Raw genomic sequence first — 20,459 nt, 5'->3', positions numbered from 1 at the left:
TGAATGGCGGGACACTTGGTCATCGCCGGTCGGTATCGCCTGCTCGAACCGGTCGGATCTGGCGGCATGGGGCGCGTGTGGCTGGCCCGCGACGAAATGCTGGATCGGGACGTCGCGATCAAGGAATTCGTTCCGCCGGACTGGATGACCGAACAGGAGAAGGCCCGGCTCCGCGATCGCACGCTGCGCGAGGCGCGCAGCGCCGGGCGCCTCAACCACCCGCACGTGGTCCGGGTCTTCGACGTCGTGCACGACGAGGACCTGCCCTGGATCATCATGGAGTACGTCCCGTCGCGCTCGCTGCACCAGGTGATCCACGAGGACGGGCCGTATTCGCCGATGGCCGCGGCCCGGATCGGGCTGGCCGTGCTGGACGCGTTGAGCGCCGCGCACCGGGCCGGCGTGCTGCACCGGGACGTGAAGCCGCACAACGTGCTGATCGGCACCGACGGGCGGGTCGTGCTGACCGATTTCGGTCTCGCCACGTTCGTCGACGACGGCTCGGTAACCGGCCCCGGCCTGGTCGTCGGCTCCCCGCAATACGTGTCACCCGAACGGGCCCGGGACGGCGCCTCCACGGTGGAATCGGACATGTGGTCGCTCGGGGCGACGCTCTACGCGGCCGTCGAGGGGCGGTCGCCCTACCAGCGTGAGACGGCGATGGCGACGCTGATGGCGCTGGCCACCGACCCACCCGACCCACCGGAGCGGGCCGGCCTGCTCGGGCCGGTGCTGCTCGGCCTGCTGCGGCACGAGCCGTCCGACCGGCTCACCGCCAGCGAGGTGGAGCGGCGGCTGCGGATGGTGGTCGCCGGGGTTCCCGCGCCACGCCGGGCGCGGGGTGCGGCGCCGCCGGTGGTGCCGACGCAGCAGGCCCCGGCCGAGTCGCCACCCTCGCCCAAGCCGCCCCGACCGGCCGGCGAGACGCATCCCCGCACGGCGATGGCGGCCGGCTTGGCGCTGGTCGCGCTGCTCGGTGGGGGTGGGATCGTGGCCAGCTACCTGATTCAGACCTCGGTTCCCGCGGTTTCCCCGTCGTCCTCACCCGCGTTCGTCATCGCCGGGTTCTCGCCGGCCCTCTGCTCGTCCGGGCCGTCCGCCTCGGCGGTGGTGATGCCGCAGCAGAACGCGACTCGGGGGGTCAGCGGGTGGGACCTGTTGCCCGGTTGGTCGTACTTCGCGGACGGAACCGGCTTCCACCTGCCGGTGCCGGATGACTGGACGTTTCAGAAATTTGGCAGTTTGTACTGCTTTCGGGAACCGGGCGGGCGGCGGGTCCTGAGCATCGACACCGGGCGCAACGCGTCGGCCGATCCGGTGACGGCGTGCCAGAACGAGGCGTCCCGATTGGTCCGGGCGGGCGCGCTGCCCGGTTACTCCGAGATATCCATCGAAGCAAAACCGCTGCTGGCCAAGGCGGCCGATTGGGAGTACCGCTTCGACGACGGCGGCGTGAAGCTGCACGCGCGGACCCGGTGGTTTGCCAGCAACGGCAAGGGATACGCGCTCAGCTGGGCCACCCAGGAGATCGACTGGACCGCCGATCTTGCCAAGATCAACATGGTGGTGAGTCTGTTCTACGCCGACCGACCCAGTTGACTCACAGCAACCACTCAGCCGGGATTGTTAGCGTCTTCCCCATGATCGGCAGTACTCGGCCGGGCTCGGCCCGGCTCTCTGTCCCTCCTTCCCACCAGCCATGTTGATCCTCGTCGGTCTTCTGCTGGTCCTCCTCGTCACCGCCGTGACCGGCTATTTCGTGGCCCAGGAGTTCGGATACGTCGCCGCCGACCGCGGCCGCCTGCGCGCGCAGGCCGCCGAGGGTGACCGCGCCGCGGCGCGCGCCCTTCAAGTCACCGAGCGGCTCTCGTTCGTGCTGTCCGGCGCCCAGCTGGGCATCACCGTCACCGCACTCCTCGTCGGCTACGTCGCCGAACCGTTCCTCGGCGAAGGGTTGGCATCGCTGCTCGGCGTGGCCGGCGTGCCGACCACGGTGAGCATGCCGATCTCGGTGACGCTCGCCCTGGTCCTGGCGACGGTCGTGCAGATGGTGTTCGGCGAGCTCGCCCCGAAGAACCTGGCCATCGCCCGGCCCGAGGCGGTGGCCAAGAGCCTGAGCCGGTCGACGTTGATGTACCTGACCATTTTCGGTCCGGTGATCCGGCTCTTCGACAACGCCGCCGCGCGTCTGCTGCGCCGCATCGGCATCGAACCCCTCGAGGAGTTGCCCGAGGGCGCCACCTCCGAGGACCTTTCCGAGATCATCGCGGCGTCCCGCCGGGCCGGCGGCCTGTCCGCCCAGATGTCCGCGCTGCTGGACCGGGGCCTGGACTTCCGGGGCCTCACCGCGGCCTCCGCCATGGTCGCGCGGGTCGACGTCCGGTGTGTCACGCCCGACTCCTCGGCCGCCGACGTGGTCGCGTTGCTGGACTCCGGGCACTCCCGCTTCCCGGTCCGGGGCGTCAACTCCGACGAGATCCTCGGCATCATCTCGATCTCCGACGTCGTCTCGGTCCCGCCCGCGCAACGATCCACGGTGCTGGTGACCGACCTGCTCAGCGAACCGCTGATGGTGCCGTCCTCGCTGCGGCTGCCCGCGGTGCTGGAACGCCTGCGCTCCGGCCGCCGCCAGATGGCCTGCGTGGTCGACGAGTTCGGCGGCTTCGCCGGCATCGTCACCCTGGAGGACATCGCCGAGGAGTTGGTCGGCTCGATCCGGGACGAGGACGACCTGCCCGAGCCCGCCCCGGTCCGCCAGGACGACGGTTCCTGGCTCGTGCCGGCCCGCTGGCGGCTCGACGAGATCAGCGACGCCACCGGCGTCGACCTACCGGTCGGCGACGACTACGACACGGTGTCCGGCCTGGTCATGGCCCGTCTCGGCCGGGTGGCCAAGGCAGGCGACTCGCTGACGCTCGACGACCTTTCGGTACGGGTGGAAAGCGTGAACCGGCACGTCCCGCAGACGGTGCGGTTGTCCCGATGACCGCCGCGTTCGCCGTACTGCTGCTGATCGGTAACGCGTTCTTCGTGGCCGCCGAGTTCGCCCTGGTCGCCAGCAAACGACACCGTCTCGAGCAGGCCGCCCGCACCGGCGGCCGGTCCGCGGCGGCCGCCCTGGCCGGCAGCCGTTCGCTGCCGCTCATGCTGGCCGGCGCCCAGCTCGGCATCACCCTCTGCTCGCTGGGGCTCGGTGCGCTCGCCGAACCGGCACTGGCGCACTGGCTGACCCCGCTGCTGCACGGGGTGGGCCTGCCCTCGATCGCGAGCCACGCGATCGCCTTCGTCATCGCGCTCAGCGTGGTCACCTTCCTGCACCTGGTCATCGGCGAGATGATGCCGAAGTCCTGGGCGATCACCGACCCGGAGCGCTCGGCGATCCTGCTGGCGGTGCCGTTCCGGGCGTTCGCCCGGCTGGTCGGCCCGCTCCTGCGGGTGCTGAACGCACTGGCCAACCTGGTGCTGGGGGCCTTCGGGGTGCGACCGCAGGACCAGATCCCGGTGTCGCACGGGCCGGCCGAGATGCAGATCCTGCTGGACCGGTCGCGGGCCGAAGGCCTCATCGAGGCCGAACAGAGCGACCTGCTCAGCAGCGTGCTGGGGCTCGGATCGATGACCGTACGGGAGGTCGCCCTCCCGGCCGGCAGCCTGGTCACCGTGCCCAGCTCCGCGTCGGCCGCTGACGTCGAGTTGGCGTCGATGGGCAGCGGCCGGTCCCGGCTGGCGGTGACCGCCCCCGACGGCTCGGTGGCCGGTTTCGTGCACGTCCGCGAGGCGGTCCGGGCGACCACCGCGGGCCTCGACGTGACCGCCGCCGACCTGATCGATCAGCCGTTCATCCTCGACGCCGAGGACCGGGTGGTCGACGCGGTGGCCGCGATGCAGGCCGGCCGGGCTCAGCTGGCCGTGGTTCGCAGCGGCGGGGTCGTGGCCGGCTTCGTCGCCCTGGAAGACCTGCTGGAGCAGGTGCTCGGCCCCTTCGACGACGAGACCGACCCGGTCCCCGCTCGTTGATCTACCCCTGTTCCGCCACCCCGTCTGTTCAAGGAGGAATGACCCGGTGGTTTTCAAGAAGATGATGCGCGCCTTCGGCGTCGGCGGCCCATCCGTCGACACCGTCCTGGCCAACCCGAACACCCGCCCCGGCCTGGCTCTGGACGGCCAGGTCCGGGTAGTCGGCGGCGACCACGACGTGACCATCGAGCAGATCGTCCTGGGCCTGGTGACCCGGGTCGAACACGAGCACGGTGACGGTTTCGTCGAGTTCCACCGCCTGCCGGTGTCCGGCACGTTCCAGCTGCGGGCCGGCGAGCAGCGGGACCTGCCGTTCTCGTTCCCGGTGCCGTGGGAGACCCCGATCACCCACGTCTACGGCAACCGCCTGCACGGCATGACCATGGGCCTGCGCACCGAGCTGGCCGTGGCCAAGGCGGTCGACAAGGGCGACCTCGACGAGGTGGCCGTGCACCCGCTGCCCGCCCAGGAACGGATCCTGGACGCCTTCGCCCGCCAGGGCTTCCGCTTCGCCAAGGCGGACCTGGAGCACGGCGGCATCTACGGCGTGCACCAGCAGCTGCCGTTCTACCAGGAGATCGAGTTCTATCCGCCGCCGCAGTTCGCCGGCGGCATCAACGAGGTGGAGGTGACCTTCATCGCCGACCCGAACGGCGTGGAGGTCATCCTCGAGTTCGACAAGCGGGGCGGTTTCCTGGCCCAGGGCCACGATGCCTACGGCCGCTTCCGCGTCTCGCACGCCGAGGCCGACACCACCGACTGGAACGCCGTGGTCGAACGCTGGGTGACCGAGGCCACCGGCCGCTACCAGGGCCTACGCGGCGCAGCCGGCTTCGGCGGCGGCCACGGCTTCGGCGGCGGGCACGGCGGTCACTCGGGCGGCCACGGCTACCCGTCGCACGGCGGCCACCACGGCCACTACCGCCGAGGCCCGGGCATGGGCGCGATGGCCGCGGGCGTAGCCGGCGGCGTCGTAGGCGGCATGGTCCTGGGCGAGGTCTTCGAAGAGGCCTTCGAGGACGACGGCGGCGACGAGGGCGGCGACGAGTAGCCACCGCAGCCCCACCGGGCCGGGCCGCACGTCACGCGCCCGGCCCGGCCCGGCCGTCTGCGGGCTTAGCTGATGCTGGCCGTGGCCAGCTTTATGCCGAAGCCGACGAACAGGGCGCCGACGCCGGTGGCGGCGCCGGCCGCGAGTTTGCGGCGGCGCCGGAACTGGCCGGCCAGGAACTTCCCGCCGAAGATCAGCGCCGTCAGGTACAGCGAGCTGAAGAGCTGGACCACCGCGCCGAGCACCAGGAACGACAGCGCCGGGTGCGCGTAGCCCGGCTCGACGAACTGAATGAAGAACGACACGAAGAACAGAATCGCCTTCGGATTGAGCAGGCTGATCACCGCCGCCCGCCGGAACGGATGACGCAGATCGCTCGGCTCAGCGGCGGTGCCCGCCGCAGCGGTGCCCGCCTCCGCCGTGCTCGCCGCAATACTTCCCGGCGCCGGGGCGGTGCGCCGGACCAGGCGGCGCAGGGCGCCGCGGATGATGCCGAGGCCCACCCACAACAGGTAGGCCGCGCCCGCGTACTTGATGACCAGGAATAGCGGCGGGTAGGTGCGCAGCAGCGAGGCCACCCCGGCCGCCGACAGCGTCATCAGGACCGTGTCGCCGAGGAACACGCCGGCCGCGGCCCGGTAGCCGGCGCGCACCCCGCGGCGCGCGCCGACCGACAGCACAAAGATCGAGTTTGGTCCCGGCAGCAGGATGATCGCCGCAGAGCCCAGCACGTACGTCCAGAAGTCGGTTATGCCCAGCACGACGTCGACCCTAAGCGCTCGCGCGGGCGGCGGAACCACCCGCGGCAAGCCGGTCCCGCAGCCGCCGCGCGGCCGCCGGCCACTCGTCGGCCGTCATCGCGAACACCACGGTGTCGCGCCAGGTGCCGTCGACCCGCAGCCGCTGGTGGCGGATCAGGCCGTCCCGGGTGGCGCCGAGCCGGGCGATCGCGTTCTGCGAGCGTTCGTTGTGGATGTCGGTGTACCAGAAGACCTTCTCCGCCCCGAGCACGTCGAAAGCGTGCTCGAGCAGCAGGAGCTTGGCCTCGGTGTTCACCCCGGTGCGCCACCATCGCTTGCCGACCATGGTGTGGCCGATGCCGAGCGAGCGGTTGACCGGGTCGATGTCGTGATAGCTGGTCACCCCGATCACCGTGCCGGTGGCCGGCTCGACCTGCGCCCACGGCATCTGGAAACCGGTCCACTGCCGGTGGTGCAGGTCGGCGACGTGCTGGGCCATCTCGGCCACCGTGCGCGGCTGCGGCGTCGGCAGGTGCCGCCAGACCTCCTCGTCGGCGAGCGCGTCGAGCAGCCCGGCGGCGTGCCCCGGGGCCACCGGCTCGAGCCGCACGTGTTTGCCCTCGAGCAGCACCGGCTTTACCCAGGGGGAGCCGCCGCCGGGCAGATAGGCGGGCGGCGCGGCCGACACCCCGGCATCCGTCTGCGGCGGACCATAGGCCCTGGTCACCGGGAGAACGCCGGCCCAGTGCGGCAACTGCTCGTCGTCGGGGTCGTCGTGGACACCGCCGTTGCGGGCGCGAGCCGAGACCTCCTCGAGGGGCAGCGCGAGCACGCTTGTCTGCGCCAGCTCCCGCCCGGTCGGGGGCCGGCTGTCGGCGGCGCGGCCCGCGCCCACCTTGTCGGCCAGCGCGACCATGGCGGCCAGTTTCTCGGCCGGGTCGGTGACCGGACGGGCGGTGCCGTGCACGACCACCGAGCGGTAGTTGGCGCTGTGATTGAACTGGGATCTCGCATACACAATCGCGTCGAGGAGCGTGACGCTCACGCAGACCCGGACCCCGTCGGCGCGGCCTGACAGGCCCAGCCGGCTGCCGCTGGAGCCGTGCAGATAGAGCGTGTCGCCGACGCGGACCTGCAGGGTGGGCAGCACGCGAGGCTCGCCGTCGACCACGAACGCGACGGAACAGTCATACGCCTCGTCGAGGATGGCGTGTGCCTGCGCGGCCTCGTAGCTCATCCGGTCGCGGTAGCGGGTGGCGGTGGTGCGCTCCGTCGAGGGGTAGCGGTCGGACATCGGGGCCTCCTCGGCGCTTGCCTTCAAACCTGTACTAGTACATAGTGCGTCTTGTGTCAGCACAGTATCAGGTGAGCGGCGACAGCGCCGCTGCGATTTCGGCCAGCATCGAGTCGGGCGTTCTCCGGGGCGACTTCATCTGGGGCGCCGCGCTGCCGGCCATCCGGGTCCTCGCCGGCGAGCTGCACGTCAGCCCGGCCACCGTCGCGAAGGCCTATCAGGAGCTGCGGCATCGTGGGGTCGTCGAGTCCGACGGCCGGCGCGGCACCCGGGTCCGGTCCCGGCCGCCGATCGCCGGTGGGCGGGCCGGCCTGCGCCTGCCGATCCCCGACGGGGTGCTCGACCTCTCCTCCGGCGAGCCCGACCTACGCTGGCTGCCCAGCCTTGGCCCGGCCCTGCGCGAGATCGCCGACCGGAGTGGCCCGCCGCAGGGATATGCCTCGTCGGTCGCCATGCCCGAGCTGATCGACGTCGCCCGCCCCCGCCTGGCCGCCGACGGCGTGCCGATGGAGGGCGCCGCGATCACCGCGACCCCGGGCACCCTCGACGCGATCGAGCGCCTGCTCAACGCCCACCTGCGCCCCGGCGACGCGGTCGCGATGGAGGACCCGGGCTGGGCCAACCTCATCGACCTGCTGGCGGCGCTCGACCTGCGTCCGATTCCGGTCACGATCGACCAGGACGGCCCCGACCCGGAGTCGCTCGCCGCCGCGCTGCGAGCCGGCGCGCGGGCGGCGGTCATCACGGTGCGCGCGCAGAATCCGACCGGTGCCGCCGTCTCCGCGGCCCGCGCGGCCGAGCTGCGCGAGGTGCTCACCCGGCACCGGGGTGTCCTGCTCATCGAGGACGATCACGCCGCCGAACTGGCCGGTGCGCCGCTGCAGTGCCTGGGCCCGGTGACCGAGGCGTGGGCGTTCGTCCGGTCGGCGTCCAAACCGTTCGGTCCCGACCTGCGCATCGCCGTGGTGGCGGGCGACGAGACCACGATCGCCCGGGTGGTGGGCCGCATGCGGCTCGGCGCCGGCTGGGTCTCCACCATCCTGCAGCGACTGCTGCTGCGGCTCTGGCTCGACGACGACGTGACGGCCACGGTCTCCGGCGCGGCCGCCGGCTACGCCCGGCGGCGCCGCGCTCTCTGCGACGAGCTCTCGGCGCGCGGGCTCGAGGCCGAGGGCGCGACCGGCATCAACACGTGGGTACGGGTGCCGGACGAGACCCGCACGATCGGCCTGCTGCGCGACGCGGGGTACGCGGTAGCGCCCGGCTCGCTGTTCCGGATCGCCAGTCCACCGGGCATCCGCATCACCATCAGCCCGCTCGACGACGCGGACATCCCGCCGTTGGCCGCGGCGGTGGCGACCGCGGCCTCGACGGTGGGCCTCCCGTCACCCTCCCGATGAGTGCCGCCGTGCGTTGACCGCAGGGGTTCGGGTAGAACCGTGGCATGCCAAGGACCGACGCGCCGGTTGGCGCTCAGGAGTGGGTGCCGCCACAGGCCACGAGCATCGATGACCTCAAGTCGGCCGCCGCCGGCTGCGAGGGCTGCGAGCTGCACGCGGACGCGACCCAGACCGTCTTCGGCCGGGGTGCCCCGCACGCGAAGATCGTCTTCGTCGGCGAGCAGCCCGGCGACGTCGAGGACCAGCACGGCCTGCCGTTCATCGGCCCGGCCGGCCGGCTCCTGCGCGAGGCGGTCGACGACGCCGGCCTCGACCCTACCGAGCTTTACATCACCAACGCGGTCAAGCACTTCCGGTTCGAGCTACGCGGCGAGCGCCGCATCCACCAGACGCCCGGTCCGGCCCACATCGCCGCCTGCCGGCCGTGGGTGGTCGCCGAGTTCGCTCTGCTCAAGCCGCAGATGGTGGTCGTGCTCGGGGCCACCGCGGGCAAGGCGCTGATCGGTCCGTCGTTCCGGGTCACCCAGCAGCGCGGCCGCCTGATGCCCTGGCCGGCCTCGGCCCAGCACCCGGAAGACTTCCCGGTCGCCGAGATCCAGGCCCTGGCCACCATCCATCCGTCCGCGGTCCTGCGCGCCGACGACCGCGACACCGCCTATCGCGGCCTGGTCGACGATCTCAAGGTCGTCGCGGCCAACGTGCGCTGAGTAGGCTTCCGGGGTGCGTTTGACGGACTTTCGGGCACGGCTCGACAAGGCATTCGGTGCCACCTATGCGCAGAGCATCGCGGCCGATCACTCCTTCGGGGAGCTCGGCGATCGGACAATCAATCAAGCAATTGCGGACGGTATTGATACCGCTACTATCTGGCGCGCCGTGGTTACCGCGTACCCCGATCGGGTGCCCGCCCGCCTGCGCTGACCAATTTTTCGTACGCTTGTTCTGGCGTGTCGCTTCGATCTAGAACACCTGTTCGGCTATTGTCCACAGCGGCCATCGTCATCCACAGGTCAGAGCAGGGCGGAAGATTTTTGTCATACCCACCGCCTACCTTGTAGCGCGTGGTGATGAACAGAGGCACAGCGGCGAAGACGCCTGGCAAATCGAGTACAGGGGTGGCGGACATGGTGGCAGGACCTGACCGAGATAAGGCCCTCGATCTGGCGCTGGCGCAGATCGACAAACAGTTCGGCAAGGGCTCGGTTATGCGGCTCGGGGAGCGGCCGGTCGTGCAGACCGCCGTCATCCCGACCGGCTCCATCGCGCTTGATGTGGCGCTCGGCGTCGGCGGCCTGCCGCGCGGCCGGGTCATCGAGGTCTTCGGCCCCGAGTCCAGTGGTAAGACGACGGTCGCGCTGCACGCCGTGGCCAACGCCCAGAGGAACGGCGGCATCGCGGCGTTCATCGACGCGGAGCACGCCCTCGACCCCGACTATGCGAAGGCGCTCGGCGTCGACACCGACGCCCTGCTCGTCTCCCAGCCCGACACGGGTGAGCAGGCGCTCGAGATCGCCGACATGCTGATCCGCTCGGGTGCGCTCGACGTCATCGTCATCGACTCGGTGGCCGCGCTCGTGCCGCGCGCCGAGATCGAGGGCGAGATGGGTGACAGCCACGTCGGCCTGCAGGCCCGGCTCATGAGCCAGGCGCTCCGGAAGATCACTGGCATCCTGAACAACTCCGGCACTACCGCGATCTTCATCAACCAGCTCCGCGAGAAGATCGGCGTCATGTTCGGCTCGCCCGAGACGACGACCGGTGGTCGCGCCCTGAAGTTCTACGCGTCCGTGCGTCTCGACGTGCGCCGCATCGAGAGCCTCAAGGACGGCACCGACGTGGTCGGCAACCGCACCCGCGTCAAGGTGGTGAAGAACAAGGTGGCCGCGCCGTTCAAGCAGGCCGAGTTCGACATCATGTACGGCAAGGGCATCTCCCGCGAGGGTTCGCTCATCGACGTCGGCGTCGAGCAGAACATCATCCGCAAGTCCGGCGCGTGGTACACGTACGACGGCGACCAGCTCGGCCAGGGCAAGGAAAAGGCGCGGGAATTCCTCAAGGAAAACCCCGACGTTGCCGCCGAGATCGAGAAGAAGATCCTCGAGAAGCTGGGCGTCGGCCAGACGACCGGGGACGCCGCCGGCGGCCCCGAGCTGCCGCCGGTCGACTTCTGATCGGGTAACGCCTGATGACCGGACGACGCGGCGCACGGTCCGGGCGCGGATGGGATGCCCTCCCGCCCCGGACCACGCGCGGGTCAGCCGCTGAGCAACCGCCCGGCGGGCTCGACGGCGACGAAACGGAACGCGGCAACGTTCCCGCCCGTCGCCGGCGAGCCTCGCCGGGCGGATACTCCGCCACACCCGGGGCCCGGGAACAGAGAGGCTCCGGGGCGAGTGAGCAGAGCGAGTCGGAGCGGGCCCGGGAGATCTGCCTGCGACAGCTCGCGGTGCGCCCACGCACGCGATCCGAGCTGACGAAGGTGCTCGCCCGGAAGGAGATCTCGGCCGAGGTGATCGCCGAGGTTCTCGATCGCTACGACGAGGTCGGCATCATCGACGACGCGGCGTTCGCCCGTGCCTGGGTGTCCAGCCGGCATCAGGGGCGTGGTCTCGCCAAGCGGGCGCTCGCCAACGAGTTGCGCCAGCGCGGGGTCGACGCCGAGGTGGCAAGCGAGGCGCTGGAGACCCTCGACGACGATGACGAGGCCGCGACGGCGCGCGCCCTGGTGGACCGCAAGCTGCGCACCGCGACCGGCCCACCCGAGGCGGTCTTCCGCCGCCTGGTGGGCATGCTGGCGCGCAAGGGCTACCCGGCGGGGGTGGCCTTCCGCGCGGTCAAGGACGCCCTGGTGGCCCGAGACGCCGAGGCAGCCGAGTTCGCCGACCAGATAGACGCCGACGCCCTGGCCGACGAGACGTCCGGCCTCGGCTAGCCCGTCCCCGCCGATCGAGCGCGGGCCGTCCCCGCCGATCGAGCGCGGGCCGACGCCGCCGACCGAGCACGGGGCGTCCCCCGCCGATCGAGCGTGGGCCGGGTGTGAGGCGTCTCCCATCGGTCGATGTGACGTGCTGTTAACGATCTTCGCGGGACATCGGCGTTGGCGACTGCCTGGTAATCTCCTGGGTCGTGACCGAGGACTCGCAGAGCAACGCGCGGGGCTACGGTCCCCTTCATCAGGGTGCCGAGTCGACCGAGCCGATCGTCGGGCAAAGTGCGGGTTCTCCGCCGGCCGACACAACCTATTCCGTGCCTCCCGCGCACCCGCAACTCCCGGCGCAGACTCCCGCGCCGGCGGCCCCGGGTGGATATCCCGCCCACGGCCCGATCCACCCGCAGTCGGCCCCGCCCACCGGCGGCTACCCGGCCGGCACCGCCCCGGCGAGCGGCGCTCCCGGCCTCCACTACCCGGCGAGCGGCGCGTACCCGACGGTCGGCGGCTACCAGGCGGGCGGCTATCCGGCGGGCGGCTATCCGGCGGGCGGCTATCCGGCAGGCGGTTACCCCGCCGGGGGTTACCCGGCAGGCGGTTATCCGGCCGGTGGCAGCCCGGCGAGCGGCAGCCCGGTGGGTGGCAACCCGGCCAGCGGCAATCCGGTGAGTGGCAACCCGGCGAGCGGCGTGCCCGCATCCGGTGGTCAGGGCTTCGCGCCCTCCCACGGCTACTCCGCGGCCGACCCGATGAGCGGCAACCCCTACGCCGCCCAGCCGACCAGCGGCAATCCGTACGGTTACGGCCCGTTCCAGGAGAGCGGCGCCTGGCCCATGGTCACCCCGGGCTCGGCGGCCGACCCGCTGAGTTCGGCACCGTCCTCCTTCGGCGGCCGGCGCATCGAGCCGACGCCGGCGCCGAACCGCGGCCGCCTGTTCGTCGGGATCGCCGCGGGCCTGGTCGCCGGGCTCCTGCTGTTCGGCGCGGGTGGCTTCTTCGTCGGACGCTCCACCGCGCCCGAGCCCGCCAAGCCCACGGTGTCGACCGAGCTGAGCAAGTTCGAGCAGAACCAGGTGAAGATCAACAAGCCCGTCTTCGCCGGCACCGACCTGGACGCGATAGTCGAGGGCTGGCTGCCGTACGTGTCGGACTGCAAGCGCAGCGGTCAACCCGGCGGCCCCGTGGCCAGCGCGGGGGAGACGACCCGGGTGGCCTGCAACCTCGACGGCCTGGCGCTGTACTTCATCGAATACAACACGGTCGAGGACCAGAACGCGGCCTGGGAGGTCGCGCAGAGCCAGAACCTCGGGGCGCACACGCTCACGCCCGGTGTCCTCGAGCCGTTCCGGCGCCCGGCGCCGTCGAACCGCACTCAGGGCCACTACGCTGAGAACGCGTCCCGGGTGACCGAGGGCAGCGAGACCAAGACGGTCGCGGGATTGTGGTGGGACGACGAGAATTCGCCCATATCCGCCAATCTCATCGCGGACTGGAAAGATCAGCTCGGGGGAAGCTGGGCGCCGATGCGTGATCTATGGGACAGGTACGCCTGAATTGCCCACCGGGATCGTGAGCTGCGGGTAAGCAGATCTGTGCCCTACGTCCCATACCCGGGCGAATCATGGAACCTTGACCGAAGTGGTACTTGCGACCTAGCCTCGCGTTACACAAGGTGTGTCCGACCATCGCATGCAACAAGCACAACATAGATCGCATTACATTGCGGCATCACTTGTGACCCCCAGGGGTCACTGAAGCGAATATTTCGGCCAGGACGGCGGCAGACCGCGCCGCCCCCGGCGAGACATACATGGCGGTCGCGTCCGGCGTGCGCAACAGTGCGCGCCGTGGCTCGGCGCAGCCTTGTCGCGGTTGCAACGAGCCTTGGTCGGGCATCCCGCAGACAGCCTGCGCGCGCACAACGCGCCGGGCGGCGAAGGGAGACGCGGCGAGATGACCGCCCCGTACTGGGTGCTCGTGGTGGCGATCGTCGTCCTCGGCGCCCTGGTGGTGGCCGGGCTCTTGTTCGGAGCGCGGGCGCTGCGCCAGATGCAGAGCGATCGCGCCAACGCCCAGGAGCGCGAGGAACAGGCCGTCGGTGCCGCCCAGGCGAAGGTCGCGGACGCGAACGCCAAGGCCGCCTCCGTACGCGCCGAGGTCGCCGCAGCCAAGGCCGAGGCCACCTCGGCCCGGGCCGAGGCCCGCCGGGTCCTGGAGGACGCGCACAGCGAGGCGGACACCATCCTGGAGCGCGCCCACCGCCAGGCCGAGGCCGACGCCGAGCAGGTCCGCTCGGCCGCCCGCCGCTCCGGTGAGCGGGAGGTGGCCCTGCTGAACGCGACCGCGAAGGAGCAGGCCGCCGAGGTGGAGCGCCGCGCCGCCCGGATCGACGAGCGGGAGCGGCTGCACGGCGACGAGGTGGAGCGGCTGGTCGAGCGGGAGCGTCGGCTGGGCACCCAGGATGCGGATCTGTCGTCCCGAGAAAGCGCTCTCCTCAACCGGGAAGCGGAAATCAAGCAGCAGGAGGAACAGAAGCGCCGTGAGCTGGAGCGGATCGCCAGCCTGACCGCCGAGGCGGCCCGGGCCGAGCTGGTGTCGGACATCGAGGCACAGGCCAAGCGGGAAGCCGCGATCATGGTGCGGGACATCGAGAGTGACGCCAAGAACACGGCCGACACCCGGGCCCGCCGCATCGTCGTCGACGCCATCCAGCGGATCGCCAGCGAGCAGACCTCGGAGAGCGTGGTCAGCGTGCTGCACCTGCCGAGTGACGAGATGAAGGGCCGGATCATCGGCCGCGAGGGCCGCAACATCCGGGCGTTCGAGTCGGTCACCGGGGTCAACCTGATCATCGACGACACCCCGGAGGCGGTGCTGCTGTCCTGCTTCGATCCGGTTCGCCGGGAGGTCGGCCGGCTGACCCTGGAGAAGCTGGTCCTGGACGGCCGCATCCACCCGCACCGCATCGAGGAGGTCTTCGACAGTGCCAAGAACGAGGTGGACCGGCTCTGCGACCGGGCCGCCGAGGAGGCGCTTGTCGACGTCGGCATCACCGACATCCACCCGGAGCTGGCGAAGCTGCTGGGCCGGCTGCGCTACCGCACCTCGTACGGCCAGAACGTGCTGAAGCACCTCGTGGAGACCGCGCACATCGCCGGGATCATGGCGGCCGAGCTGGGCCTGGACATCCCGTCGATGAAGCGGGCCGCGTTCCTGCACGACATCGGCAAGGCGCTCACCCACGAGGTGGAGGGCAGCCACGCGCTGATCGGCGCCGACCTGGCCCGCAAGTACGGCGAGTCGGAAGACGTGGTGCACGCTATCGAGGCGCACCACAACGAGGTGCCCCCGCAGACCATCGAGGCGGTCCTGACGCAGGCGGCGGACGCCTGCTCGGGCGGGCGCCCGGGGGCCCGGCGGGAGAGCCTGGAGGCGTACGTCAAGCGCCTCGAGCGGATCGAGGAGATCGCCGCCGGCAAGGTCGGGGTCGAGAAGGTGTTCGCGATGCAGGCGGGCCGCGAGATCCGGGTGATGGTTCGCCCCGAGGACATCGACGACATCGGCGCGGCCGTGCTGGCCCGCGACGTCGCCAAGCAGATCGAGGAAGAGCTGACCTACCCGGGCCAGATCCGCGTCACGGTGGTTCGTGAATCCCGCGTCACGGAACTGGCCCGGTAACTCCTACGGCTCGGCGGTGCCCACCAGGGCGCCGGCCGGTCGAGGGGCGCGCGGGGCCTTGCCGCTCCGCCGGGTGCGGCGGGAGAGCCAGCCGGCCACCGCGGTCAGCGTCGAGTTGACCGCGATGTAGATGACGGCGGCCACCATCGCGGCCTGGATGACGTTGCCGAAGTTGGCGGCGACGTTGTTGACGCCCAGCTGGAGCAGCTCGCTGTAGCTGATGATGTAGCCCAGCGCGGTGTCCTTGACCAGCACCACCAGCTGGCTGACGATCACCGGCAGCATGGCCCGGGCCGCCTGCGGGATGAGAATCTGGCCCATCACCTGGCCCTTGCGCATGCCGATCGCGTACGCCGCCTCGCTCTGCCCGGACGGCACCGACCGCACGCCGGCCCGGAACGCCTCGGCCAGCACCGACCCGTTGTAGAGGGTCAAGGCGATGACGACGGCCCAGAGCGGGGACATCGGTTTCTCGGTGACGAACGGGATGCCGAAGAAGATGAAGAACATCATCAACAGCAGGGGTACGGCCCGGAAGAACTCGACCACGACACCGGACGGGATGCGCACCCACCAGTGGTCGGAGAGCCGCCCCACGGCGAACAGGATGCCGAAGGCCAGCGACAGGACCATCGCGATCGCCGCGGCCTGGAGCGTGCCCTGCAGGCCGGGCAGGATGTAGTCGGTCCAGGTGCTGCTCTGGGTGAACGGCTTCCAGAGGCTGCCGGCCCACTGGCCCTTCTCGTCGAACCGGTGGTAGATCCAGTAGAGCAGCCCGGCCAGGACCACCCCGAAGACCACCGTGAGGATGCGGTTGCGGGCACGGGCGCGCGGGCCCGGGTGGTCGTAGAGAACCGCGTCCGTGCTCATCGCTTCACCGCCAGTCGGTTGGCCAGCCAGCCGAAGCCGTAGCCGGTGGGGATGAGGACGATCGCGAAGGTCCCGGCGAAGATGAAGAAGATCGTGAAGACCTTGTCGCCGTTCGAGTTGATCAGGTCTTTCATGGCGTTCGACGACTCCATGAGGCCGATCGTGCCGACGATCGTCGCGTTCTTGCAGAGCGCGATGAGGATGCTGCCCAGCGGCGCGACCACCGCCCGCCCGGCCTGCGGCAGCACGATCAGCGTGAGGGTCTGCCGGAACGTCATGCCGATCGCCCGGGCCGCCTCGGCCTGCCCGGCCGGCACCGTGTTGATGCCGGAGCGGATCGCCTCACAGACGAACGCGGCCGTGTAGACCGACAGGCCGACGACACCGAGCCAGTAGTTGTTCAGCTCGAGGTTGTCGGAGAGCGTGACGCCGAGCGTCGAATACAGGCCGAAATAGCAGAAGAAGATGATCAGCGTGAGCGGGGTGTTCCGGAAGATGTTCACCCAGGCGGTGCCGAAGCCGCGCAGCACCGGCACGGGGGAGACCCGCATGGCGGCCAGCAGCGTGCCGATAACCAGAGCGCCGACCGTGCCGGCGGCCGTGAGCTTCAGGATCCAGAGGAACCCAGTCACATAAACGTCGAGATTGTACGAATCGGAAAAGACGTCCATGGCGCCCTTCAAAAAACCGAAGGCGGGGCCGGAGGACCGGCCCCGCCGATTACCGGGAGATCAGGAACAGTTGGTGAGCTTGGAGGTGTCCAGCTCGGGCGCGGCCTTACCGCTCTTGCCGAGCGTGTCGTCCCACGCCTTCTTGTACGACCCGTCGGCCGCGGCGGCCTTCAGGATGTCGTTGATCTTGGTGCAGCCCGCCGAGTCTTCCTTCTTGACGCCGATGCCGTACGGCTCGGTGCTGAAGGGCTTGCCGACGACCTTGAACTTGCCCGCGTACTGATCCTGGGAGGCGTAACCGGCCAGGATGATGTCGTCGGTGGTGACCGCGTCGACCTGACCGCCGGCCAGCGCCGTCACGCACTTCGAGTACGAGTCGAACTGCTGCAGCTGGGCGTCCTTGTAGTCGGTCTGGATGCGCTTGGCCGGGGTGGAACCGCTGACCGAGCAGACCTTCTTGCCGGCCAGTTGGTCGGGACCGGTGATCGTCGACGCGGCCGGCACCAGCAGGTCCTGTCCGGCGATGTAGTACGGACCGCCGAAGTTGACCTTCTGCTTACGCTCGTCGTTGATCGTGTAGGTGGCCACCACGATGTCGACCTGGCCCTGCTGGATGTACGGCTCGCGGTTCGCGGAGACCGTCGTCTTCCAGGTGATGCCGCTCTCGTCGACGCCGAGGCCCTTGGCGATGATCTTGCCGATCTCGATGTCGAAACCGGTGTAGGTGCTACCGGTCTGCAGACCGAGACCCGGCTGGTCGGCCTTGACGCCGATGGTCAGCTTCTTGTCCTTCTCGGCCTTGCCCACGATGCCGGACGCGGTGCTGCCGCTGCCGCTACCGCCGTCGGACCCGGAGTCGTCTCCGCCACAGGCAGCCACGGCAAGCGCCATGGTCAATGCGCCGAACGTCGCTGCCAATCGGGTGATGCGCATGATTACGCTCCTCGAAATCGTTTCTTCCGCTTCGGACAAAGAGTCAGTGAGTAAGAATTTTGGAGAGAAAGTCCTTGGCCCGATCGCTTTTCGGATTGGCGAAGAACTCTGCGGGCGGAGCCTGCTCGACGAGTTGGCCATCGGCCATGAACACCACTCGGTTGGCGGCGTGCCGCGCGAAACCCATCTCGTGAGTGACCACCACCATGGTCATCCCCTCCCGGGCCAGCGACGTCATCACGTCGAGCACCTCGCCCACCATCTCGGGGTCGAGCGCGCTGGTCGGCTCGTCGAAAAGCAGCGCCTTGGGCTGCATCGCGAGGGCCCGGGCGATCGCCACCCGCTGCTGCTGACCGCCGGACAACTGGGCCGGATATTTCTCCGCCTGGTTGGCGATGCCGACCCGGTCGAGCAGCGACATGGCCCGCTCGTGGACTTCGACGGACTTCTCCTTACGCACCTTGATCGGTCCGAGCATCACGTTCTGCAGGATCGTCTTGTGTGCGAAGAGATTGAAGGACTGGAACACCATGCCGACCTCGCTGCGCAGGCGGGCAAGTGCCCGGCCCTCGGCAGGCAGCGGTTTGCCGTCGAACGTGATGGTCCCCGAATTGATCGGTTCCAGTCGATTGATCGCGCGGCAGAGCGTGGACTTGCCGGAACCGGACGGTCCGATCACGACGACCACCTCGCCGCGGGCGACCGAGAGGTTAACGTCGTCGAGCACATGCAGCGGACCGAAGTATTTGTTGACGTTCTCGAGGACGATGAGAGCCTCGTCGGACACTGTTGAACCACCGTCCGTTCGTCGCGGATCACCCGGATGGGCACACTCTAATTGGACCCTTGTATCGGTTCACACCGAGAATGGTCACAGGGCGGTAACTTAACTGATGGAAGGCCCAGGCATTGTCCACCATGTTCGGTATGGCTGACGGGGATCCGACACCCGGCCTGTGGAACTGGGCGATCGGAAAACGAATTGACGCGGATCGCGTGTGCGGCGCCATCGCCGGCACGCTGGAACGCACCGTGACGCCGTTGGGTGGCGGCGACGCGGTGATGTGCGACGTCTACCTGGTCGGCGGCGACTTTCCGACACTTGCCGATATCTACCTGGCCCCGGCCGAAGTGGCCGAGGCAACGGCCGCGAGCGCCGTCGCGGTCCGGCTCGATGCCGCGGTCCTGCTGCCGGACGACTCCTTCGACCCCTCGCGGTACGTGCTGGCCGAACCGGACGGCACGCTGCGACTGGTGCACGTCGACGAGGTCGAGACCGACGACGGCCCGGAGCGGCGGGGGTTGCGGCCATGCACCGGCGACGATTGTGACCGGACGCCGGAGCGGCCCGCGGCGGTGTAAGCAGTACCCTGGTCAATTGCCATGACTACCGAGACTGTGAGCAGTGCGCGCACCTACGACGTGCGCACCTACGGCTGCCAGATGAACGTGCACGACAGCGAGCGCATCTCCGGCTTGATGGAGGATGCGGGCTACGTGCGGGCCGCGAACCCCGACGCGGCCGACGTCGTGGTCTTCAACACGTGCGCGGTCCGGGAAAACGCCGATAACCGCCTCTACGGCAACCTCGGCCACCTGCGCCCCACCAAGCTCAAACACCCCGGCATGCAGATCGCCGTGGGTGGCTGCCTGGCGCAGAAGGACCGCGGCGACATCGTCAAGAAGGCCCCCTGGGTCGACGTCGTCTTCGGCACCCACAACATCGGCTCGCTGCCGGCGCTGCTCGAACGGGCCCGGCACAACGAGGAGGCCGAGGTCGAGATCCTCGAGTCGCTCGAGGTGTTCCCGTCGACCCTGCCGACCAAGCGCGAGTCGACCTACGCCGGCTGGGTGTCGATCTCGGTGGGCTGCAACAACACCTGCACCTTCTGCATCGTGCCGGCGCTGCGCGGCAAGGAGAAAGACCGCCGCCCGGGCGAGATCCTGGCCGAGGTCGAGGCGCTGACCAAGGAGGGTGTCCTCGAGGTCACCCTGCTCGGGCAGAACGTCAACTCGTACGGCGTCGAGTTCGGCGACCGGCTCGCCTTCGGCAAGCTGCTGCGCGCCACCGGCGAGATCGAAGGCCTCGAGCGGGTGCGGTTCACCAGCCCGCACCCGAAGGACTTCACCGACGACGTGATCGCCGCGATGGCCGAGACGCCGAACGTCTGCCACTCGCTGCACATGCCGCTGCAGTCCGGCTCCGACCGGCTGCTCAAGGTCATGCGCCGCAGTTACCGCCAGGAGAAATACCTGGGCATCATCGAGAAGGTCCGGGCTGCCATGCCGGACGCCGCGATCACCACCGACATCATCGTCGGCTTCCCGGGCGAGACCGAGGAAGACTTCGAGCAGACCCTCGAGGTGGTCCGCCAGGCCCGGTTCTCCAGCGCCTTCACCTTCCAGTATTCGAAGCGCCCCGGCACCCCGGCCGCGACGATGGAGGAGCAGGTCCCCAAGGCCGTCGTCCAGGACCGCTACAACCGGCTGATCGCCCTCCTCGAGGAGATCACCTGGGAAGAGAACAAGAAGCTGGTGGGCCGGAAGGTCGAGGTGCTTGTCGCGGTCGGCGAGGGCCGCAAGGACGAGCGCACCGGCCGGATGAGCGGCCGGGCCCGGGACGGCCGGCTGGTCCACTTCGCGACCGGGGACACCACCCCGCGACCGGGTGACATCGTCGAGACCGTGATCACCTACGCGGCCCCGCACCACCTCAACGCCGACGGGGCACCGCTGTCGCACCGCCGCACCCGGGCCGGCGACGCGTCCGAGGCCGGTCGCACCCCGAAGCTCAAGGGCGTCTCGCTGGGCCTGCCCACGATCGGTGTCCCGGCGCCGCTGCCGGCGACCACCGGTGGCTGCGCAGTCTGACAAAAGTC

General features: G+C 70.0%; 19 protein-coding genes. 13 read left to right on the top strand and 6 right to left on the bottom strand.

Annotated features, from left to right (window positions below; genetic code table 11):
* The first annotated feature begins 3 nt into the window (after positions 1 to 3).
* The 4 genes from Ate02nite_RS05935 to Ate02nite_RS05920 all read left to right on the top strand — a co-directional run bounded on the left by Ate02nite_RS05935 (position 4) and on the right by Ate02nite_RS05920 (position 5,065).
* Positions 4 to 1,599, top strand: a complete 1,596-nt coding sequence (locus tag Ate02nite_RS05935) for a protein kinase domain-containing protein (RefSeq protein ID WP_203800178.1) — start codon at positions 4 to 6, stop codon at positions 1,597 to 1,599.
* A 100-nt stretch (positions 1,600 to 1,699) separates the two neighbouring features.
* Positions 1,700 to 2,986 (top strand): hemolysin family protein, encoded by a 1,287-nt coding sequence (locus Ate02nite_RS05930; RefSeq protein ID WP_203800176.1) that lies wholly within the window; start codon positions 1,700 to 1,702, stop codon positions 2,984 to 2,986.
* Complete coding sequence (locus tag Ate02nite_RS05925) at positions 2,983 to 4,014, top strand: hemolysin family protein (protein WP_203800174.1); 1,032 nt, start codon at positions 2,983 to 2,985, stop codon at positions 4,012 to 4,014. Before Ate02nite_RS05930 ends, Ate02nite_RS05925 begins: the two co-directional genes overlap by 4 nt.
* A gap of 46 nt (positions 4,015 to 4,060) precedes the next feature.
* Entirely contained in the window at positions 4,061 to 5,065 is a 1,005-nt protein-coding gene (locus Ate02nite_RS05920) for a sporulation protein (protein WP_203800172.1), read from the top strand.
* Between the two features lie 65 nt (positions 5,066 to 5,130).
* Here Ate02nite_RS05920 and leuE read toward each other — a convergent pair whose 3' ends face one another.
* Positions 5,131 to 5,826, bottom strand: a complete 696-nt coding sequence (gene leuE, locus Ate02nite_RS05915) for a leucine efflux protein LeuE (protein WP_203800170.1) — start codon at positions 5,824 to 5,826, stop codon at positions 5,131 to 5,133.
* 10 nt (positions 5,827 to 5,836) lie between these two features.
* Complete coding sequence (locus tag Ate02nite_RS05910) at positions 5,837 to 7,099, bottom strand: bifunctional pyridoxamine 5'-phosphate oxidase family protein/GNAT family N-acetyltransferase (protein WP_203800168.1); 1,263 nt, start codon at positions 7,097 to 7,099, stop codon at positions 5,837 to 5,839.
* Between the two features lie 53 nt (positions 7,100 to 7,152).
* Between Ate02nite_RS05910 and Ate02nite_RS05905 the strand changes: the two genes are divergently transcribed.
* The 7 genes from Ate02nite_RS05905 (at position 7,153) to rny (ending at position 15,106) form a co-directional block, all read left to right on the top strand.
* A complete protein-coding gene (locus tag Ate02nite_RS05905; RefSeq protein ID WP_203800165.1) occupies positions 7,153 to 8,499 on the top strand; it encodes an aminotransferase class I/II-fold pyridoxal phosphate-dependent enzyme in 1,347 nt (448 codons plus the stop codon).
* A gap of 44 nt (positions 8,500 to 8,543) precedes the next feature.
* Positions 8,544 to 9,206, top strand: coding sequence for a UdgX family uracil-DNA binding protein (locus Ate02nite_RS05900; RefSeq protein ID WP_203800156.1), 663 nt, complete (start codon positions 8,544 to 8,546; stop codon positions 9,204 to 9,206).
* Between the two features lie 13 nt (positions 9,207 to 9,219).
* Complete coding sequence (locus Ate02nite_RS05895) at positions 9,220 to 9,420, top strand: DUF3046 domain-containing protein (protein WP_203800153.1); 201 nt, start codon at positions 9,220 to 9,222, stop codon at positions 9,418 to 9,420.
* Positions 9,421 to 9,623: 203 nt separating this feature from the next.
* Positions 9,624 to 10,670 carry a recombinase RecA gene (gene recA, locus Ate02nite_RS05890; protein WP_203800150.1) on the top strand — a complete coding sequence of 349 codons (1,047 nt, stop codon included), beginning with the start codon at positions 9,624 to 9,626 and terminating at the stop codon, positions 10,668 to 10,670.
* A 14-nt stretch (positions 10,671 to 10,684) separates the two neighbouring features.
* A complete protein-coding gene (locus Ate02nite_RS05885) occupies positions 10,685 to 11,431 on the top strand; it encodes a regulatory protein RecX (protein WP_203800147.1) in 747 nt (248 codons plus the stop codon).
* A gap of 314 nt (positions 11,432 to 11,745) precedes the next feature.
* Entirely contained in the window at positions 11,746 to 12,981 is a 1,236-nt protein-coding gene (locus Ate02nite_RS05880; protein WP_203800144.1) for a hypothetical protein, read from the top strand.
* A 400-nt stretch (positions 12,982 to 13,381) separates the two neighbouring features.
* Positions 13,382 to 15,106, top strand: a complete 1,725-nt coding sequence (rny, locus tag Ate02nite_RS05875) for a ribonuclease Y (protein ID WP_203800141.1) — start codon at positions 13,382 to 13,384, stop codon at positions 15,104 to 15,106.
* Positions 15,107 to 15,109: 3 nt separating this feature from the next.
* Here the strand turns inward: rny and Ate02nite_RS05870 are convergent, their stop codons facing one another.
* Genes Ate02nite_RS05870 through Ate02nite_RS05855 form a run of 4 tightly spaced genes read right to left on the bottom strand, consistent with a single transcriptional unit; the run spans position 15,110 to position 18,367 of the window.
* Complete coding sequence (locus tag Ate02nite_RS05870) at positions 15,110 to 15,976, bottom strand: amino acid ABC transporter permease (RefSeq protein WP_203800132.1); 867 nt, start codon at positions 15,974 to 15,976, stop codon at positions 15,110 to 15,112.
* Positions 15,973 to 16,647, bottom strand: a complete 675-nt coding sequence (locus tag Ate02nite_RS05865; RefSeq protein ID WP_203800130.1) for an amino acid ABC transporter permease — start codon at positions 16,645 to 16,647, stop codon at positions 15,973 to 15,975. Before Ate02nite_RS05865 ends, Ate02nite_RS05870 begins: the two co-directional genes overlap by 4 nt.
* 60 nt (positions 16,648 to 16,707) lie before the next feature.
* Positions 16,708 to 17,580 carry a glutamate ABC transporter substrate-binding protein gene (locus Ate02nite_RS05860; protein WP_203800128.1) on the bottom strand — a complete coding sequence of 291 codons (873 nt, stop codon included), beginning with the start codon at positions 17,578 to 17,580 and terminating at the stop codon, positions 16,708 to 16,710.
* Positions 17,581 to 17,623: 43 nt separating this feature from the next.
* A complete protein-coding gene (locus tag Ate02nite_RS05855) occupies positions 17,624 to 18,367 on the bottom strand; it encodes an amino acid ABC transporter ATP-binding protein (protein WP_203800125.1) in 744 nt (247 codons plus the stop codon).
* Between the two features lie 140 nt (positions 18,368 to 18,507).
* Between Ate02nite_RS05855 and Ate02nite_RS05850 the strand changes: the two genes are divergently transcribed.
* Both Ate02nite_RS05850 and miaB read left to right on the top strand, forming a co-directional pair.
* Positions 18,508 to 18,942 carry a hypothetical protein gene (locus Ate02nite_RS05850; RefSeq protein WP_239147154.1) on the top strand — a complete coding sequence of 145 codons (435 nt, stop codon included), beginning with the start codon at positions 18,508 to 18,510 and terminating at the stop codon, positions 18,940 to 18,942.
* Between the two features lie 21 nt (positions 18,943 to 18,963).
* The gene (gene miaB, locus Ate02nite_RS05845) at positions 18,964 to 20,451 is read left to right on the top strand and encodes a tRNA (N6-isopentenyl adenosine(37)-C2)-methylthiotransferase MiaB (RefSeq protein ID WP_203800120.1); all 1,488 of its coding nucleotides are present in this window, start codon (positions 18,964 to 18,966) and stop codon (positions 20,449 to 20,451) included.
* The last annotated feature ends 8 nt before the right edge of the window (positions 20,452 to 20,459 follow it).

Origin of the sequence: Paractinoplanes tereljensis, assembly GCF_016862435.1 — a bacterium.
Taxonomy (GTDB): domain Bacteria; phylum Actinomycetota; class Actinomycetes; order Mycobacteriales; family Micromonosporaceae; genus Actinoplanes; species Actinoplanes tereljensis.
The sequence above is the reverse complement of the archived record's forward strand: the minus strand, read 5'-3'. Positions and strand labels throughout refer to the sequence as shown.